This window comes from Streptomyces sp. NPDC005811 (assembly GCF_040630405.1).
GTDB lineage: Bacteria > Actinomycetota > Actinomycetes > Streptomycetales > Streptomycetaceae > Streptomyces.
In genome coordinates this window covers 31,394-48,588 of record NZ_JBEXXK010000063.1, presented here as the reverse complement: position 1 = coordinate 48,588, position 17,195 = coordinate 31,394, and the positions used below count along the sequence as shown (strand labels likewise).

At 71.6% G+C, this 17,195-nt stretch carries 11 protein-coding genes; 10 read left to right on the top strand and 1 reads right to left on the bottom strand.

Annotation, left to right across the window (positions count from 1 at the left end):
• The first annotated feature begins 1 nt into the window (after position 1).
• Positions 2-2,938, top strand: a complete 2,937-nt coding sequence (locus ABZ490_RS43720; protein ID WP_359003548.1) for a BTAD domain-containing putative transcriptional regulator — start codon at positions 2-4, stop codon at positions 2,936-2,938.
• Positions 2,939-3,005: 67 nt separating this feature from the next.
• Complete coding sequence (locus ABZ490_RS43715; protein ID WP_359003545.1) at positions 3,006-4,280, top strand: S8 family serine peptidase; 1,275 nt, start codon at positions 3,006-3,008, stop codon at positions 4,278-4,280.
• Positions 4,281-4,511: 231 nt separating this feature from the next.
• Here the strand turns inward: ABZ490_RS43715 and eccCa are convergent, their stop codons facing one another.
• Positions 4,512-8,504, bottom strand: coding sequence for a type VII secretion protein EccCa (gene eccCa, locus ABZ490_RS43710; protein ID WP_359003542.1), 3,993 nt, complete (start codon positions 8,502-8,504; stop codon positions 4,512-4,514).
• Positions 8,505-9,157: 653 nt separating this feature from the next.
• Here eccCa and eccD point away from each other — a divergent pair.
• From eccD to ABZ490_RS43670, 8 genes are all read left to right on the top strand, one after another.
• Positions 9,158-10,558: a type VII secretion integral membrane protein EccD gene (eccD, locus tag ABZ490_RS43705; protein ID WP_359003538.1), complete on the top strand. Its 1,401-nt coding sequence runs from the start codon at positions 9,158-9,160 to the stop codon at positions 10,556-10,558.
• Between the two features lie 93 nt (positions 10,559-10,651).
• Complete coding sequence (gene eccB / locus ABZ490_RS43700; RefSeq protein ID WP_359003535.1) at positions 10,652-12,181, top strand: type VII secretion protein EccB; 1,530 nt, start codon at positions 10,652-10,654, stop codon at positions 12,179-12,181.
• 84 nt (positions 12,182-12,265) lie between these two features.
• Positions 12,266-12,607: a hypothetical protein gene (locus ABZ490_RS43695; protein ID WP_359003531.1), complete on the top strand. Its 342-nt coding sequence runs from the start codon at positions 12,266-12,268 to the stop codon at positions 12,605-12,607.
• A gap of 67 nt (positions 12,608-12,674) precedes the next feature.
• Positions 12,675-12,986 (top strand): WXG100 family type VII secretion target, encoded by a 312-nt coding sequence (locus tag ABZ490_RS43690; protein WP_359003528.1) that lies wholly within the window; start codon positions 12,675-12,677, stop codon positions 12,984-12,986.
• 139 nt (positions 12,987-13,125) lie between these two features.
• Entirely contained in the window at positions 13,126-13,554 is a 429-nt protein-coding gene (locus tag ABZ490_RS43685) for a type VII secretion system-associated protein (RefSeq protein ID WP_359003525.1), read from the top strand.
• A gap of 30 nt (positions 13,555-13,584) precedes the next feature.
• Positions 13,585-16,269 carry an AAWKG family protein gene (locus ABZ490_RS43680; RefSeq protein ID WP_359003522.1) on the top strand — a complete coding sequence of 895 codons (2,685 nt, stop codon included), beginning with the start codon at positions 13,585-13,587 and terminating at the stop codon, positions 16,267-16,269.
• A gap of 50 nt (positions 16,270-16,319) precedes the next feature.
• A complete protein-coding gene (locus ABZ490_RS43675; RefSeq protein ID WP_359003519.1) occupies positions 16,320-16,766 on the top strand; it encodes a YbaB/EbfC family nucleoid-associated protein in 447 nt (148 codons plus the stop codon).
• A gap of 85 nt (positions 16,767-16,851) precedes the next feature.
• The gene (locus tag ABZ490_RS43670; RefSeq protein ID WP_359003516.1) at positions 16,852-17,193 is read left to right on the top strand and encodes a hypothetical protein; all 342 of its coding nucleotides are present in this window, start codon (positions 16,852-16,854) and stop codon (positions 17,191-17,193) included.
• Positions 17,194-17,195: the final 2 nt, after the last annotated feature.

Sequence of the window (17,195 nt, the reverse complement as noted above, 5' to 3'; positions counted from 1 at the left end):
GATGAGTGACGCGGCTCTGAACGCGGTGCGCTTCTCCGTGCTGGGTCCGGTGCGGGCCTGGCGGGCGGGAAGAGAGCTGGATCTCGGACCGCCCCAGCAGCGCGCCACCCTGGCCGTGCTGCTCGTGTGCGCCAGGAGACCGGTCGGGCTCTCCGAGATCACCCAGGTGCTGTGGGGTCTGGAGCCTCCGGTCAGCGCGGCCAACGTGGTCCACCGGCACATCGGCATGCTGCGCCGCCTGCTGGAACCGGGCCTGCCCAACCGGGCCGAGGGACAATGGCTGGTGAGAGTCGGGGGCGGGTACCGGCTGAGGGTGGCCACGGAGGACGTCGACCTGCTGCGCTTCCGCCGACTGCGCGACCTGACCCGCGAGGCCGACCCGGACGGCACGCCCGTACAGGCGGTCGAGCAGCTGGACGAAGCCCTCGCCCTGTGGCAGGGACCGGTGGCCGCGGGGATCCCCGCGACGGTGCGCGGGCACCGGATCTTCACCGCCCTGGAACGCGAGTATCTGGCCGCGGCACGGGACGCGGCCGGCCTGGCGCTGCGACACGGTGTCGCCGACAGGATCCTTGGCTCCCTGGAGCGATGCGCCGCGCGCCATCCGCTCGACCAGCAGATTCAGGCCCTTCTGGCGCTGGCCCTGGCAGCCACCGGCCATCAGGCGGAAGCACTGGAGATCTGCCGGCTCACCCGCGTCCGGCTCGCTGAGGAACTGGGCATCTCCTCCGGCCCTGAACTGCGCGCCGCCCACCAGCGCATACTGGAGGGCGACCGCACCAGCTGGCCCGTCACAGCGCACACGGCTGACGAACACCTGTCGGCCTGTGCCGAGTCGCCGGAGCCGGGTGGCACCCGTGCGTCGACCGCCCATCCGGAGCTGGAGCCGGAGTCGGAGTGGGCACAGTCGGCTCACACGGCGTTTCCGCGCGGCCTCACCACTCGGGGACCGAACGGGGCGCCGACCGCCCCGCCCCGGCAGCTTCCCGCTCCGCCGGCCGTCCTGGTGGGCCGTCAGACGGAGACCGACCGACTGCTGGCGCTGGTCGAGGAGGCGGGGCCCGAAGCGGACGCCATGGTCCTCGGCGTCGTGTGCGGGCCGGCAGGGGTCGGCAAGTCGGCGCTGGCGGTCTCCCTCGCCCATCGGCTCGCCTCGAACTTTCCCGACGGGCAGCTCCATCTGGAACTGCGGGGCTTCGACCCGTCGTCGGCGCCCTGCTCCCCGGCCGAGGCGCTGGGCCGGCTTCTCGAGTCGCTGGGCGTTCCCGCGCGGGAGATCCCGGAGGACCTGGACGCTCGAACCGCTCTCTATCGCAGTCTGCTGGCCGGACGCCGGGTTCTGGTGCTGCTCGACGACGCCCTCGACGCCGAGCACGTACGGCCGCTGCTGCCCGGTGGTCCCGGCTGCCTGGTTCTCGTGACCAGCCGCAGCCGGCTCTCCGGCCTGGTCGCGAGTCAGGGGGCCCACCGGATCATTCTGGGCCCGCTGGGCCCCGGCCACGCGTACGAACTGCTGGCATCGAGGGTCGGCTCCACCCGGCTCGACGCTCATAAGGAGGCAGCCGAACGTACCCTGGCCGACTGCGCCGGGCTGCCGCTCGCCCTCGCCGCGGCGGCCGACGCCGCAGCCGCGCACACCGACCCGACCGCCTCCGACGTCTTCGCGGGCGCCGACCCTGTCTCCGTCGCATGCGGGGCACTGCGCGCGTCCTACGAGAAGCTCGCCGCGGAGACAGCGCGGCTGTTCCGGCTGCTGGCGCTGCACCCCGGGCCGGACGCCGACCTGGCCTCGGTCTCCGCCCTGGCAGGGCTCGAACAGCGCCACGGCCGCGTCCTGCTGGCCGAGCTGACCGAACTGAACCTTGTCACCGAGGCGGCCGCCGGCCGCTTCGCGCCGGCCGCCCCGGAACACGCATACGCGACCCACCTGGTGAACAGCCTCGACGACGCCGAGGCACGCCGCGCCGCCGTACACCGACTGCTCACGCATGTCCTCCGTACGGCGCACGAGGCGGCAGCTCTCGTCGAAGCCGCTTCCGCGGGTCCGCGGGGAGGGCCGTACGAAGCCGGTACGGCGGGATTCCCCGACGCTGCGGCGGCGACCGCCTGGTTCACGGCCGAACTGCCGACACTGCTCGAGGCGGTACGTCTGGCCGCGAAGTCGGCCGAGGCGTCCGACACGACAGTGACCGCCTGGCAGCTGACGGCCGCCCTGGAACCTTTGTTCGAACGGTATCCGCATGACCATGAGTGGGTCCTGGCGCTCCGCACTGTTCTGGCGGAGACACCGGACTCCTGCGACCTGCCGGGCCTGGCACGCACTCACCGGGCCCTCGGGCGGGCCTGTACTCGGCTTCGCCGCTACGAAGAAGCCTCGGCCGGTCTGGCGGAGGCGCTCGGCCTGTTCGCCAGGGCCGGCGGCCCGGCGCAGGCTCGGACTCACCTCGACATCGCGTCGCTCCACGAGCGGCAGGGACAGTACGGCCGATCGGCATCGCACGCCCGGTCGGCGCTGGGACTGTACCGGGCCGCGGGCGATGCCTCCGGAGAGGCGGCCGCGCTGAGCGCCGCCGGCCGTGCCTGCGACGGCCTCGGAGACTTCGCGGAGGCGCTGAGACTGTTCCACCGGTCCGCCGTTCTCCACGGCGGGCTGGGCGACCCCCACGGCGAGGCGACGGCGTGGAGCGGCGCGGGCGACGCGCAGCGCCATCTCGGTTTCCCCGCACAGGCGGCGGACTGTTACGAGCACGCCGTCTCGCTCCTGACCGGGCACCATCCCGCCGACGCCGAAGCGGTCACCGGGAAGCTCCGCGGGCTGGAGCGCACCCCGGGCCCCGGCGACCCGCCGAACGGCAGCGATCCAAGCCCCGGACGGGCCACCCGGCCGCCCCGGACCACCCGGCCAGTGCACGACCGCGCACGGATGTCCGTGCTCTGACCGGCTCCGGCCGACGTACCGGCACCGGTTTCGACACCTCGACGATCAGCGAAGGACCGCACCGCAGATGGCTTCCCGCCCGCCCCGTCCGCCGCGCGTCGGCCGACGGGTCCTCGCCCTGCAGCCCGCCGTCTGCGCACTGGCTCTGGCTCTGGCCCTGTGTCCGACCCCAGCCCCGGGCGCCCCGCTGTCGGACGCGACACCGGCGGCGTCCGCCTCGGCCGGCGGCAGCGTGCGGCTTCCCGTCATCCCGGGCTCGCTGGAGCCCGGGGCACCGTGCACCAGGACATCGCCCACCACCATGAACGTCACTCCATGGACGCACGACGTGCTGGACCTGTCGGGCGCGTGGACGTTCTCCCGGGGTGACGGCGTCACCGTGGCCGTCGTCGACACCGGCGTGGCGCCCGGCACGCGTTCTCTGAGCGGCCGGGTCACCGCGGACGGCACCGCCGCGGACGACTGCGTGGGACACGGCAGTTTCGTCGCCGGCCTGATCGCGGGCGCCTCGGGAACGGGCACCGGGGCCGACTTCGGGGGAGTTGCCCCACAGGCGCGCGTCCTCGCCCTGCGCGGCACCGATCGATCCGGCCGGCCGAGCGCCGCGCTGACCGTGGCGGCGATCCGCGCGGCAGCCGACGCCCGGGCACAGGTGATCGCCGTGCCGCTCGCGCTGCCTTCCGGCAGCGCCGAGCTGACCTCCGCGGTCCGGTACGCGAACGCCCACGGATGCCTGGTGGTGGCCGCAGCCGTTCCCGACACCGTTGCCGCGCCGGGCGGCGTCACCGCTTCGGCCTCCGCGGCCGCCGCCCGGCCGCGCACGTACTGGCCCGCGGCGGACACGGACGTGCTGGCCGTCTCGGACTTCGGTCCGGACGGCTCCCGTCCCGACGGCGCCCCGGAACCGGAGCGGGCGGATCTGGCCGCCCCGGGGGACAAGGTGGTCGGCACCGGGCCGCGCGGCTCCGGTCACTTCACCGGGAGTGGGGCGTCGTTCGCCACGGCCTACGTCGCCGGAGCCGCCGCGCTCGTTCGGTCCCGCGAACCCGGGCTGAGCGCTGAGCAGACCAAACGGCGCCTGATCTCGACAGCGTACCCGGCGGATGTGCCGCGCCTGGACGTGTACGCGGCCCTGACCTCCGTACCGCACGGCGGTGGTGGCGGCCCGCTGGCGGCGGCGCCACCACCCGTGGTCCTGCCGGTGGACAACGGCCGGGGAGCCCGCCGGATCGCGGGGCTGGTCGCGATCGCCGGTGTGCTGTCGGTGGTGGCCGCGGCGGCCACCCGGGGCGCGGTGCGTGGCCGTCGTCGTCGCTCGACGCCCGAGGCCCCGGCGGACTGACGGGGCTGTCGGCCCATTCGGGCTCCTGTCACTTCGCCCCGTCGATCGGCTGGTCGGCGGGGCGAAGTGCTGTGCAGCCCGGCATCCGCGGCCGCAACGGCCTCGACACCCTCCCCGTACGACAACGTCGGCCTTCAAGACCGTAACCAGGTCTTGAAGGCCGACGTCACGCGAGGCCCGAATCGACCCACAGCGCCGTCGGTCCGCCGGGCCCTCGGCCGATCCGCCCCGTCACGTGTCGAGCAGCGCCGTCTGGACCTGGACCGTCTTGCGGCGGGTGATGCGCAGTGCCCGGCCGGGCAGCAGGACCCGGGGCTTGACGCTTCCGAACAGGTAGCCCTCCGAGGGCGGGCACGACAGTAGCAGACCCGGCGTGTTGACCTCCAGCATGCGGCGCAGCACCATGTCGCCGAGTCCTCGTCCGGCACCCGCGGCGGACCGGGTGACCACCATGTGGAAGCCGATCTCGTAACCGAGAGCGAGGAAGTCGAGCAGCGGTTCGAAGGGGCTGCGGCCCAGTGCGCCGCCGACCAGGTCGTAGTCGTCGACCAGGACGAACAGCGTGGGCCCCGTCCACCAGTCCCGCAGCCGCATCCGGGACGGTGCGATGTCCTGGCCCGGCATCCGGGTGCGCAGGGCGCGGGCCGCTCCGTCCGCGAGTTCCCGCAGCTGGTCCACCGAGACGGCGTGGCCCAGCCGGTATTCCTCCGGAACCGCCTCGACGAGATCGCGTCGGTAGTCGACCACGAGGACCCGGGCCTCGGCGGGGCTGTACCGCTCGGTGATGCCCTTGGCCACCAGACGCAGCAGATTGGTCTTGCCGGTCTCGGAATCGCCGACCACGACCAGGTGCGGGTTCTGGGAGAAGTCGTGCCAGGCCGGGCCGAGCTTCTCCTCCTCCACACCCAGCGCGATCCGGAGGTCTCCCTCGGCGGCCGGGAGCTCCGCGGCGGGCAGGACGGCCGGCAGCATCCGGACCGGCGGGGCGGACTGACGGTGCCAGTTGTCGGCGACCGCCCGCACGGTCCCCGCGATGCCGTCGGCCAGGTCCTCCGGGTCCGGCGTCCCGTCGATGCGGGGCAGGGCGCTCAGGAAGTGCATCTTGGTCTCGGCCGTCAGACCGCGGCCGGGGACTCGCGGCACCGTGCGAGCCTTGCGGATGTCGATGACCGATTCCATCGGGTCGCCCATCTTCAGCTCCAGGCGCGTTCCCGTCTGGTCGCGCACCTGCGCCGCGAGCTCCACCCACCGGGCGGTGGTCAGGATCAGGTGCACACCGTAGTTCAGGCCGCGCAGGGCGAACTGGGACAGGGTGGCCACATGGTCGAGGAAGTCCTGGCGCAGTGTGCCCCACCCGTCGACCACCAGGAAGACATCGCCGTAGGGCTCGTCGGGAAACTCGCCGGCCGCCCTCCTCTTGCGGTACGTCGCCATGGAATCGATGCCGTGCTCCAGGAACATCCGCTCGCGGTCGGCCAGAATCGAGGCCACCGCCGCGACGGTCCGGCCGATGCGCTCGCCGTCCACATGCGCCGCGACACCACCGACGTGGGGCAGCCCGGCCAGCCCGGTCAGGCTGCCGCCGCCGAAGTCGATGCAGTAGAACTGCACCTCACGAGGGGTGTGGGTGAGAGCCAGAGCGGTGATGAGGGCGCGCAGCAGTGTCGACTTGCCGCTCTGCGGGCCGCCGGCGATGGCCACGTGCCCGCCCGCACCGGACAGGTCGACGACGAGCGGGTCGCGCCGCTGGTCGAACGGCCGGTCCACGATGCCCAGAGGTACCCGCAGCGTGCCGCGGGCAACGCTCTGGGCACTTGCCGGAGCGGCTGGGTCCAGGGCCGGCGCGACGGTGAAACCGAACTCGGCGTCCGCCGAGAGCGGGGGCAGGAGCTGATCCAGGGTGGGCGACAGGTCCAGCGGCGGCAGCCACACCTGGCGGGCTGCGGGCCCGGAACCACGCAGCCGGTCCACGGCCGTGGCCAGCAACGCCGGGGCGGCGGCCTCCTCCGCCTTCTCCTCCTCGGCCTGCGCGGCAGTGTCCGGCAGGTGGCGGGGCGCCACCCACCCGACGCTCCACGGCACGACCTGACCGGCTACGGCGGCCCGGGCCAGCGCGCCGCGCCGCTGCCGGTACGGCCCCGAGACATAGGCGGCGCGGAACCGGGTCAGCGCCTCCACGCCGGTCTTCAGATAGCCGGCGCCGGGCTGGGAGGGCAACTGGTACGCGTCGGGGACGCCGAGGACGCCACGGCTCTCCATCGCGGAGAAGGTACGCAGCCCGATGCGGTAGGACAGATGGCTCTCCAACTGGTGCATGCGGCCCTCGTCGAGGCGCTGGGACGCCAGCAGCAGATGTACGCCGAGGGACCGGCCCAGTCGGCCGATCATCACGAACAGCTCCATGAACTCACCGTGTGCGGCCAGCAGTTCGCTGAACTCGTCCACCACGATGAACAAGCTGGGCAAGGGGTCCAGCGCGGCTCCGGCGGCGCGGGCCTTCTCGTACTCCAGGGCGGAGGTGTAGTTGCCGGCGGCCCGCAGCAGCTCCTGACGGCGGATCAGTTCACCGTGCAGGGCGTCCTGCATACGAGAGACCAGGGCGACCTCGTCGGCCAGATTCGTGATCACCGCCGAGGTGTGCGGCAGCTCCTCCAGGCCCAGGAACGTCGCGCCGCCCTTGAAGTCGACGAGGACGAAGTTCAGCGTCTCGGAGGAGTGGGTCAGCGCCAGACCCAGGACCAGTGTGCGCAGCAACTCGCTCTTGCCGGAGCCTGTCGCTCCGATCAGCATGCCGTGCGGGCCCATGCCGCCCTGTGCGGACTCCTTGATGTCGAGTTCGACGGGGGCCGCGTCGGCGCCCACGGCGATCGGCACCCGCAGCCGGTCGGCGGCGGCCGTGCGGCCCTTCCAGTACTCGACGGGATCGTGGCGATACAGGTCGGGTATGCCGAGGAGCGCGGTCAGCTGAATGTCGGAGGAGAGCGGCTCCGTGGTGTCGACGGCCAGGCTCAGCCGGTATGGGGCGAGCAACGCGGCCAGCGAGCGGGCGGCGGCCGGACCCATCCGGTCGGGCCGGCCGAGGACGGTGGTCTGCTCCTGGCGGCTGCGGTCGGTCCGCACGAGCCGCAGTTCGCCGTCGGCGAAGTCCAGCCGGAGCGTGGTGCGGCCCGGACGCCAGGTCAGCGAGCCCGACAGGTCCAGCACGACGCAGTTGCGGAAACCCTGCCCGTCGAGGCGGTGCCCCGCGGGGATCCGGCCGCCGTCCACCACGATCACGGTGAACGGCTCCTCGCGCCCGGGGACCGACTCGGGGTCGAACGGCGGGCGTTCCTGGAACTCGGCTCCCAGCAGGTTCTCCAGCTCGTTCATCGACGACGCGATCAGCCGGGCGGGACCCGCGCCGTCCCGATCGTGGCGGTGGTGGGCGTGCGGCAGCCACTTCAGCCACTCCCACTCGCCCTGGCGTTCGTCGGACACGCACAGCGCGACCCACAGGTCGTCCGGGGCGTGAAAGAGCGCGAGCTGGCCGAGCACGGCTCGGGAGGCCTGCCGGATCGGTTCCTCGTCTCCGCGGATCAGCACCTTCGCCCAGGCCCGCAGATAGACGCCGACCGGCTGGTCGGGGACCGTGGAATAGGCGCGGATGAACCGGCGCAGGGCGTGCGCGCTCAGTGGCTCGAGGTCCTCGACGGGCTTGGTGGACATCGGACTGAGCCGGACACCGAGCCGCTGGTCACCGACGGCTATGCGGACTTCGGCGAAGTCGTCGTCGCTGGGGCGGCGTTCCCACAGCCGGGTGGTGCGCACCATCGACCACAGCACCGACGGGTCGGGGTGACGCCAGATCAGTGCCTGACGCTGCTCGGCGACCGCCTTACGGATCTTGCGGCGTACCTGGCCCAGGTAGCGCAGGTAGTCGCGGCGCTCGCCCTTGGTCTTGCGCTTGCGCTCCGTCCGGCTCCGCATCAACTGACCGACGAGCATCGCCGCCGACGACAGCACCATCATGCCCATGGCGATATAGCTCAGGACGGTGTTCTCGCCCGGCCTAAGGAACATCACCATCATCGAGGCGGACATCATGCCCATCGGCAGGAAGGTCCACACGGCCGAGCTGTCGGCCTGCGCCTCGGGCAGGGTCGGAGGCTCCTGGAGGGCCAGCTCTCCCTGAGGCATGTCGGGGCCGCGGCGGCGGGCTGGTCTGCGGAAGAGTTCCACGGACAAGGGAACGGGGCTCCTTCGGGCGGCGCCACGTCGTCGCCGGACCGGCGCGAACCGCACGCGCACGGCGGCGGTGCACCGCACCCGGCCCGGCGGCGGGCGGCCTGGTTTCGGTTTCGCCGGTCGCCCGGCCGGGCGACCCGGTCCCCCGCGGCGGGCACGGATGCCGGTGTGGGCGGCCACGCCGCCGGACCGTCGTTCCGTTGCCTGATCGCGCGGGTGCAGAACGCCGCGGGGAACCTGTCGCTCGGATCGTAGGCAGGCGGCAGTGCGCAAAATGTGCCTTCGCGCGCCACGTGCGCCGTCGCCACGGGACGCTTGACGAGGCGGGCCGTCGCGCCGCTGCCGAAGGTCCACGGCACCTGCGGGCCGAGCGCCTCCGACGCTCGGTCAGTTTTCGCTCACACACAGCCCCCTACGATCACCACGCAAACCGGGAATGCCCCGTCGGGCCTGTCGCGCGGTGCGCCCGCCGCCAACGCGACGGCCGCCGGACCGGCCCCACCCGCGGGACACCGACGCAGCTGTCCGGCGCGACCGGCGTCGGCGAGGGCGGGACCCGGAGCGGACGGCGCGGCTCCTGGGCCGCCCGCCGTCCCGGGACCGACCGGGAGTTCCCGCGTGAACACACACACGAGAGAGAGGCTGAGCAAGCCGTGAGCGACAGTACGGTGGCCGGTCTGTGCCGCGTGACGGTGCAGACATCGCAGAGGTCCGTCGACCTCGCCGTGCCCTTGGACATCCCCGTCGCCGACCTGCTGCCCGTCGTGATCGGCTACGCAGGCGAGGAACTGGAGGAGTCCGGTCTGGAGCACGGCGGCTGGGTGATACAGCGGCTGGGCGGCGCGCCCCTGGACCTGGAGGCCACACCCCAGTCGCTCGGCCTGCGCGACGGTGATGTCCTCCATCTCCGCCCGCGCGTCGAGGCACTGCCCGAAGCACACTTCGACGACCTGGTCGACGGCCTCGCCGGCACGCTGCGTGACCGCCCCCACCGCTGGACCGAGCGGATGACCCGGTGGCTGCTGCGCGCTCTGCTGGCCGGCGCTCTGGCAGTCGCCCTGCTCGTGCTCGCCCTGCCCAACGGACCGGTGGCCGTCCGGGCCGGTGCCTCGATCGGCATCGGACTGCTGCTGATAGCCGGTGCGGCGACCGCGAGCCGTTCCATGGGTGACGACGCCACAGCCACCGCGGTCGCGCTGATGGCCGCTCCCTGCCTGGCGCTGGCCGGCTGGCTGCTGCCCGCGCTCAGCTCCGACAGCGGCTCCGGGCCGGGTACGACGGCTGTCCGGCTGCTGTCCGCCTCCGGCGCGGCCGCGGCCGGCGCCGCACTCGCGCTCATCGCCATCTCCGGTCCCGCCCGGTTCTACCTGGCCGTCGCCGTGGTAGCGGTGTCGTCGTGGCTCGGCGGGCTCCTCATGATGGTCCTCGACGTGCCGGCGGCCCACGCGGCGGCGGTCGTCGCGGTGATCGCCGTTCTGCTCGGTGCCTCGGTGCCGGCCTGCTCGTTCTGGCTGGCGGGTCTTCGCATGCCGCCGCTGCCCACCAATTCCGAGGAACTTCAGCAGGGCATCGACCCGGAACCCGGTGAACAGCTGGCCACCCGTACCATCCGGGCCGAGGCGTGGATGACCACCCTGTACGGCGCGGTCGGCGTGATCGGCACCGGCGCCCTGACCGCCCTGGCCTCCGATTCCGGCACGCCTGCCCGGGCCACCGCCGGCGTGCTGGCGCTGCTGCTCACGCTGCAGAGCCGGGGCATCGGCAACGCCTGGCAGCGTGCCGCCATCCTGTTCCCCGGAGTGTGGGGCGCGGCCGCCCTGACCGCGTCGCTCGGGATCGGATCCGGCACGCAGGATCGGCTGCTGCTGGTCGCGGCCCTGGTCGGGCTGGCAGGCCTGCTGACCGTGCTGACCTGGACGCTGCCCGGCCGCCGCCTCGTACCGCACTGGGGCCGAGCCGCGGAACTGCTCCACACCACCGCCGCCGTCGCCTTGCTACCGCTGGTCCTGTGGACCCTGGGCGTCTTCGGACGGATGCGCGGCATCTTCGGCTGACGGGCCGGCCGAACCTGGCAGGGGTTCGAGACACAAGCGTCTCAGAGACACCAGCGTCTTCGAGACACACGAGTCGAGGAAGGAAGAGAAGCGATGCAGTCCAAACGGGACCAGGTCGAGGCCCATGTCTTCATGATGGGCCGCCTGTCCTCGGGCATGCTCCTCGCCGACCCGGACGCCCCGGAAAGCCCCATGGGCCGTACCAGCCGCGGTGCCGTGTGGGGCCTCCTGGCCGGGGCGCTGGCCGCGGCGGGCTGCGTCCTGTTCGGGCTGCTCTCGCCGGGTGGCGACAACTCCTGGAAGAGCGCCGACGGCCTGATCGTGGCGAAGGACACGGGCGCCCGGTACCTGTACCAGGACGGTGTCCTGCGCCCGGTCCGCAACTACGCCTCGGCTCGCCTGATCGGCGGCTCCGACCTGCCCACCGTCCTGGTCTCCGGCGCCTCCCTGCGGGGCACCCCGCGCGGCGCCGCCGTCGGCATCGCCGGCGCGCCGGACTCGCTGCCCGCCGCGGGAGACGTCAACGCGCGTCCGTGGCTGGTCTGTTCCGGGCTGCTCGGCGCAGCCGACAGCAAGCCGACCACCACCACGCTGGTCATCGGCTCGCAGCCACCGGCCGGAGACGGACTGACCGCCCGGCAGGCGCTGCTCGTCGCCGCCCCCGACGGCACCCGCTACCTGATCTGGCGTGGACGGCGTCTGAAGCTGGACACCGAGCACGGCGCGGACCGGGCGCTCGGATACGGCAGCGCCCAGGTGCGCGCGGTCTCGGCGGAGTTCCTCAACACCCTGCCCGCCGGGACCGACCTGGCACCGATGGACGTACCCGGACAGGGCGAGCCGGGTCCGGCGCTGGACGGCCACGCCACCCGGGTGGGCCAGCTGTTCACCGTGCAGGTGCCCGACGCCGTGGTGCAGTACTACCTCCTGTCCCGGCAGGGACTGGTAGCGGTCAGTGCCACCCAGGCGGCGCTCTCCCTCGGTGATCCCCGCACACGCACATACGGCTATGAAGGGCACAAGCCGGCGGCGGCGCCACTGGCGACCGACACCGCCGACGCCCATCTGGCGGCCGGCGTCAAGGCCGCCGCACCCGCGTGGCCGGCCAGCCCGCCGCAGCTGGTCGACCCGGCCGCGCGGGACGACACCTGTGCGAGCATCCAGCCGACCTCGAGCGGGCCGGTGACCAGCGTCTCCGTCGTCTCCACACTCAGCGCCGCACCCGCCGTGGCGCCGGAGGAAGCCCGCCCGGCCTGCTCCCCGGTGGACGCCGTCGCGACCCGTCCCGGTGCCGGGGCGGTGGTCCACGTGCTCAGCGCGGACGGCGGAACGCTGGGTGACACGACCTACCTCGTGACCCCCGAAGGGGTCAAGTACCGCATGACCACCGCCGCCGCCGTCTCGGCGCTCGGCTACGGCGGCACGGAACCCGTCGGGCTGCCGTCCCCGCTGCTCGCCATGCTGCCGACCGGCCCCGATCTCGACCCCGGCGCGGCCTCCGGCAGTTCGGCCGTCCGCACCACCCCCACGGGGAGCTGCGGCACCGACACCGGCCACGGTGGAGGCGCGCCGCCCGGTGGCACCCGCCCCGGGGGAGCGGCCTCCGGATCCCCGACCGGCTGACTCCTTCGCCGGGCCGCCCCCTTCGGACGGCCCGCACCTCCGAAACCCACCCACCGAAACCCACCCACCGGAACGAGGTACCCAGTGGCAACACCGATGCAGCAGTCGTCGACGGCGTCGACCACCATGGGCATCAACGCCCTGACCACGGCCCACCAGGCCATCCAGCGAAGCAAGAGCGACGTCGACACCACGGCGGGCAACCTCGCGGTGGCCTACAGCGCGAGCTCGCAGGACGGCCGCGAGTTCCAGAACGTGCTCAGGCAGTGGGACGAGCAGGCGGAGATCATCCTCAAGAAGCTGCAGGACCTGATCAACAAACTCACCACGACCCTGCAGACCCACAACACCACCCAGACCAACGTCACCGACATGATCCGCAGCTCCGCCAGCACATCCGACGCGGCGTTCAACCAGCTGACCTGACGCCCCGGGGCCGCCGATCACGGGCCCCGGTACAGACCCGCCCCGACACGCAGCAGGAGGAGTTTCCGTGAGCGACCTGAACGACGGCGTCATCCACGTCGAGTACAACCACGTCGACCAGGGCGTGGAGGACATGATTCAGCAGACCAGGGCCATTGAGACCACCCTGGACAACCTGGAGGCCGAGCTCAACTCGCTCAAGACCACCTGGGTGGGCGACGACTTCAACGCCTACGGCAAAGCCCAGGAGGGCTGGAACAACGCGGTCGTCGCGATGGAGCAGCTGCTGATGTCCCACGCCACGCTGCTCGGCAACGTCTCCGACAACTACCGGCAGACCGAGGCCAGTCTGGCGCAGATGTGGAGCGAACTGGACTGACCCCGCGGTGTGCCGGGTCTCGACCCGGCCTGCCCCGTCGGCAGGCCGCCTCGGCGGTCGTCGGCGGGGCGACGCGGAGCACCCTCTTCCGGCCGCCCCGCTGTCACACACCGGCATCCGCTCGAAGGAAAGACGGACCATGGCAGACCTGACCCACCTGGACGCGACGTCGCTCACCCAGTTCGCCGACAACGAGGTGCAGACCGTCATCGACGAACTCAAGAAGATCCGGCTGGACACCGCCGACACCCCTCCGGTCCAGTCGCTGTACACCATCTCCTCGACCCTCAGCAGCGCACCGAACAAGCAGCTCACCCTCGGTCCGATGGGAGCGACGGCAACGGTGCACGGGGACGAACTGAAGACCAACCTGGTGGCCCTCGCCACGGCCATCGACAAGGTCTACGTGAAGCACCGCGAGCTCTTCGGCGACATGGACACCAACCTCCGGGACACGGTGCGCACGCTGCTCAACACCTCCGGGGCTTCGCTGGACTCCATCAACAGCGAAAAGTTCATCTCCGCCATGGCCGACGTCGGCCAGGACCTCGGCGGCAGCACCACCTGACCTCCTCTCCACCAGAAGGCGAGCCTGGCGATGGCAGACGAAACGTCCGGGAACTGGGAGACAGTCGTCTACCTGATGACCGGTTACAAGATCCCCGACCGTGGCACCGTCACCGACGACCTGAAGGGCAAGTCCCGCAAGAGCGGCGACGGCGACGACCAAGCCGTCGACACGCCCTGGGTCAACGTCGTCATCAACAAGATCGGAAAGACGGACGCGACCACGCTCGCCCAGCGGATGGCCAATATGGGACCCCACATCCTCTTCTACGCCGGCACCGGTGACGGCGGTCCGATGGAGAACGCCAAGAAGCTCGACCTGTACGTGGCACACATCGGGTACGCGTGGCAGACCGGCACAGGAGTGTCGGGCACCAACTTCAACAAGTACTCCCTCGGAGCGGTGGCGGCGATCAACGCGCTCTCCTACCCCCCGTACCGCACGACGGGCTTCTCCTTCGACGGTCTGACCGTCACCGACCAGGACGCCGTGGACCTGGCCACGTTCGCCGACCGCGCCAGATCGATCGACCGGGCCATGACGTTCTTCGACCAGCACGAGCAGCGCCTGAAAGGCTGGGTCGACGCCATGAGCGGCGAGCAGTCGGCCTGGGAGGGCAACGCGGCCGGAGTCTTCGAGAACCTGATCGGGACTCTGCACACCCAGTACAAGCACTACAAGGAGCAGTTGGCGCCGGAGGGCTTCAGCTCGCCGGTCTCCAGCGTGGTCGACCACTACCGGCCCAGGACCTATCAGGCGACGGCCCTGATCCGTGCCGAGATGGGGTTGAACGCGAGCCTGCGCACCCTCAAGGTCGGGGCCGACGACTGGCGCGAGGACAAGGGGACGGTCTCCGGCACAGGGCCGGACGGTTCCGGGAACACCGTCACCGGGCACTGGAATCCAGAAGACGTGGTGCGCGGCGTCCTCGAGGAGGTCGTGCAATGGGTCAACGTGAACAACGCCGGCAAGGTGGTCACGCACTCGAACACCTACGGCTCCACGTCCAGCACCTCCGGCGGCACGGAGTACTGGTACGACCTGATGGCCGGGTTCAGGGAGAACGTACCGGCCTACGGACCGCTCAGCGATCCCAACACCTGGGCGAAGATCGCTACGGAGGCCGTCTCCCGATGGACCAACAACGTCGCCGCCACGCTCGATCCGGCCGCCCAGACGGCCCAGAACAGCCTGGCGGAGAGCTGGTCGAAGCTGCTCAACACCGACTGGGACCCGGACTACGGATTCGAGGAGGCGCCGCCCGCCACGCTCTCGGACGGTGGCAGCGACTCGAACCTGAACATGGACGACATCACGGACATTCTCAACCAGCAGTCCGGCAGCGTCAACAACGCGCTCAACGACATCGCCAACTCCACGAACAGCGCGCTGAACAGCCAGAACCAGGCATTGAACGACCTGGGCGCCTCCACCGACAGTTCGCTCAACGACCTGCTCTCCGGCGGGTCCAGCAGCACCAACGGCGCCCTCAACACCGGCGACCTCACCGGAGGTCTGGACACCGACAGCCTGCTCGGCGGTTCGACCGGCGACGGCAACACCGGACTCGACGGAACAACCGACACCGGAACCGGGGTCTCCTCCGCCTACACCTCGTTGCTCAACGGTGCGCTCAACGGGCTGGGTACGACGAGCGGCACCACGACGAAGATCAATGACGACGGAAGCATCACCGTCACCAACCCCGACGGCTCCTCGACGACGACCAGGCCGGACGGTACCGAGATCACCAAGTTCCCGGACGGCAGCACGTCCACCACGGACCCGAACGGCCTGACCACGCTGGTCAACGCCGACGGCAGCACGTCGGTGGAGAACCCGGACGGCACTGTCACCACCACGTACCCCGACGGTACCAAGACCACGCTCGACCCCGACGGTTCGTACACCACCACCGACGCCAACGGCTCCGTCGTGAACGGTGCGTTGAAGCCCGGGCAGTCCCTCACCAACCCGGACGGCAGCAAGACCACGGTCAACGCCGACGGCAGTGTCACGACCACCTTCCCGGACGGCCTCGTCAGCACCCTCAATCCCAACGGCAGCTTCACCGTGGACCAGCCTGACGGCACCGGCGTCGACACGTCGAGCGTCAGCGACGGTCTCTCGGGCACGACCACATCCGGTCTCGGCCACCATTCCGGCTCCGGCTCGGTCAACGGATCCCTCAACGGATCTTTCTCCGGCAGTCCGTCCACCGCGTCGTCCGCAACGGGTTCCCTCACCGATTCCGCCACCGACGGGGACTTCCTCTACGACGACGTGCCGTATGACTCGACCTTGTCCGGCGCACTGGGCGGGGTCGCGGGGAGCGGGGGCCTGTCCGCCGCCACGGGACTCAACCCCGGGGCGCTGGCTGCCGCCTCCAGGATGGGAGGCATGGGCGGCATGGGCGATCTGTCGGCGGCGGAGCGCGTCCGGTCGGGCTACGCCGACACCGACAGCGCCATCACCGGCACGCCTCTCAGGACCGCCGGCGCCTCGCGTGCCGCGATGGCCGCCGAGGAGGCCACGGCGGCCAGGACCGCGACCAGCAGTTCGGGAGCCCCGTTCTTCCCCGGTTCCGGCATGGGATCGGGCGGCCAGCCCACGCAGAGCGAGGACCGCACCCGCAGCACCTGGCTGTCCGAGGACGAGGAGGTCTGGGGCACCGACGAGGGCGGAGTACCTGCCGTGCTCGGCCGTGACGACTGACGAACCACGATTCGCACCCCACCCCGGAACAGCAAGGAGGAGAGATTCGGATGGAACCTGTCGAGGAACGACTCGCCCAGGCGATGGAAGCGCTGGAATCCACCAGGGCGGCGGTCGCCGCCGCGGACGAGAGGCTGCGCGCCGCGTCCGTCACCGTCCTCTCCAAGGACCGGTCGGTGGAGGTCACCGTCGGCCCGCAGGGCGAGGTGACGGCCCTGAAGTTCAGTGACGGCAAGTACCGCGCGATGGCCCCCGCCCAGTTGTCCGCCGTCATCCTGCAGACGCTGGGGGAAGCCCGTTCCCGGATGGCCCGGCAGGTGCTGGACACCTACCGGCCGATCTCCGAGAGCGTCCCGCAGCTCACCGGCGTGCCCGGAGTGGAGATCGACTGGGACGGGCTCTACGGCTCGATGGTCGCCGAGGGCGAGTCCGGGTCCGGCAAGGCATCGGGCCGACGGCTGCGCGACGAGATCGTCGAGGACCAGGACAACGACTGAGCCGTCCGACGGCGGCCACCAGCAGATCCAGTCCCGTCGCGGGCACGCGAGGGGCGACCTATCCACCCTGCCCCGGAGGTTCATCATGGCCGGCAACTCGTTCGAAGCGAACCCGCACGTCACACGCAGGGGCGCGCGGGTCATGCAGGAGATCGCGGACCAGGCGCACACCCTGGTCAACGACCTCATCAGGCATCATGAAATGCTCACCATCTGGGGCGGTCGCGACGACGACTACGCCCAGCAGGTGCGACCGCAGCTGGCGAAGACCTACCGGCAGATCTCCACCTCCGGGAAGCAGGTCACCGGCGCCATCCTCTCCGTGGTGGACAACACCGCCGGGTCGGCCGCGCACGTGGAGAAGGCCCGCGACGAGGCCTACGAGGGCATCGCGGCCGAGGCGGCGGAGTACGGCGGCAGGCACTGACC

Coding starts and splice junctions, on each gene's coding strand:
- eccB (WP_359003535.1), top strand. CDS start 10,652: ATGCAGTCCAAACGGGACCAGGTCGAGGCCCATGTCTTCATGATGGGC.
- ABZ490_RS43670 (WP_359003516.1), top strand. CDS start 16,852: ATGGCCGGCAACTCGTTCGAAGCGAACCCGCACGTCACACGCAGGGGC.
- ABZ490_RS43685 (WP_359003525.1), top strand. CDS start 13,126: ATGGCAGACCTGACCCACCTGGACGCGACGTCGCTCACCCAGTTCGCC.
- ABZ490_RS43720 (WP_359003548.1), top strand. CDS start 2: ATGAGTGACGCGGCTCTGAACGCGGTGCGCTTCTCCGTGCTGGGTCCG.
- ABZ490_RS43715 (WP_359003545.1), top strand. CDS start 3,006: ATGGCTTCCCGCCCGCCCCGTCCGCCGCGCGTCGGCCGACGGGTCCTC.
- ABZ490_RS43680 (WP_359003522.1), top strand. CDS start 13,585: ATGGCAGACGAAACGTCCGGGAACTGGGAGACAGTCGTCTACCTGATG.
- ABZ490_RS43675 (WP_359003519.1), top strand. CDS start 16,320: ATGGAACCTGTCGAGGAACGACTCGCCCAGGCGATGGAAGCGCTGGAA.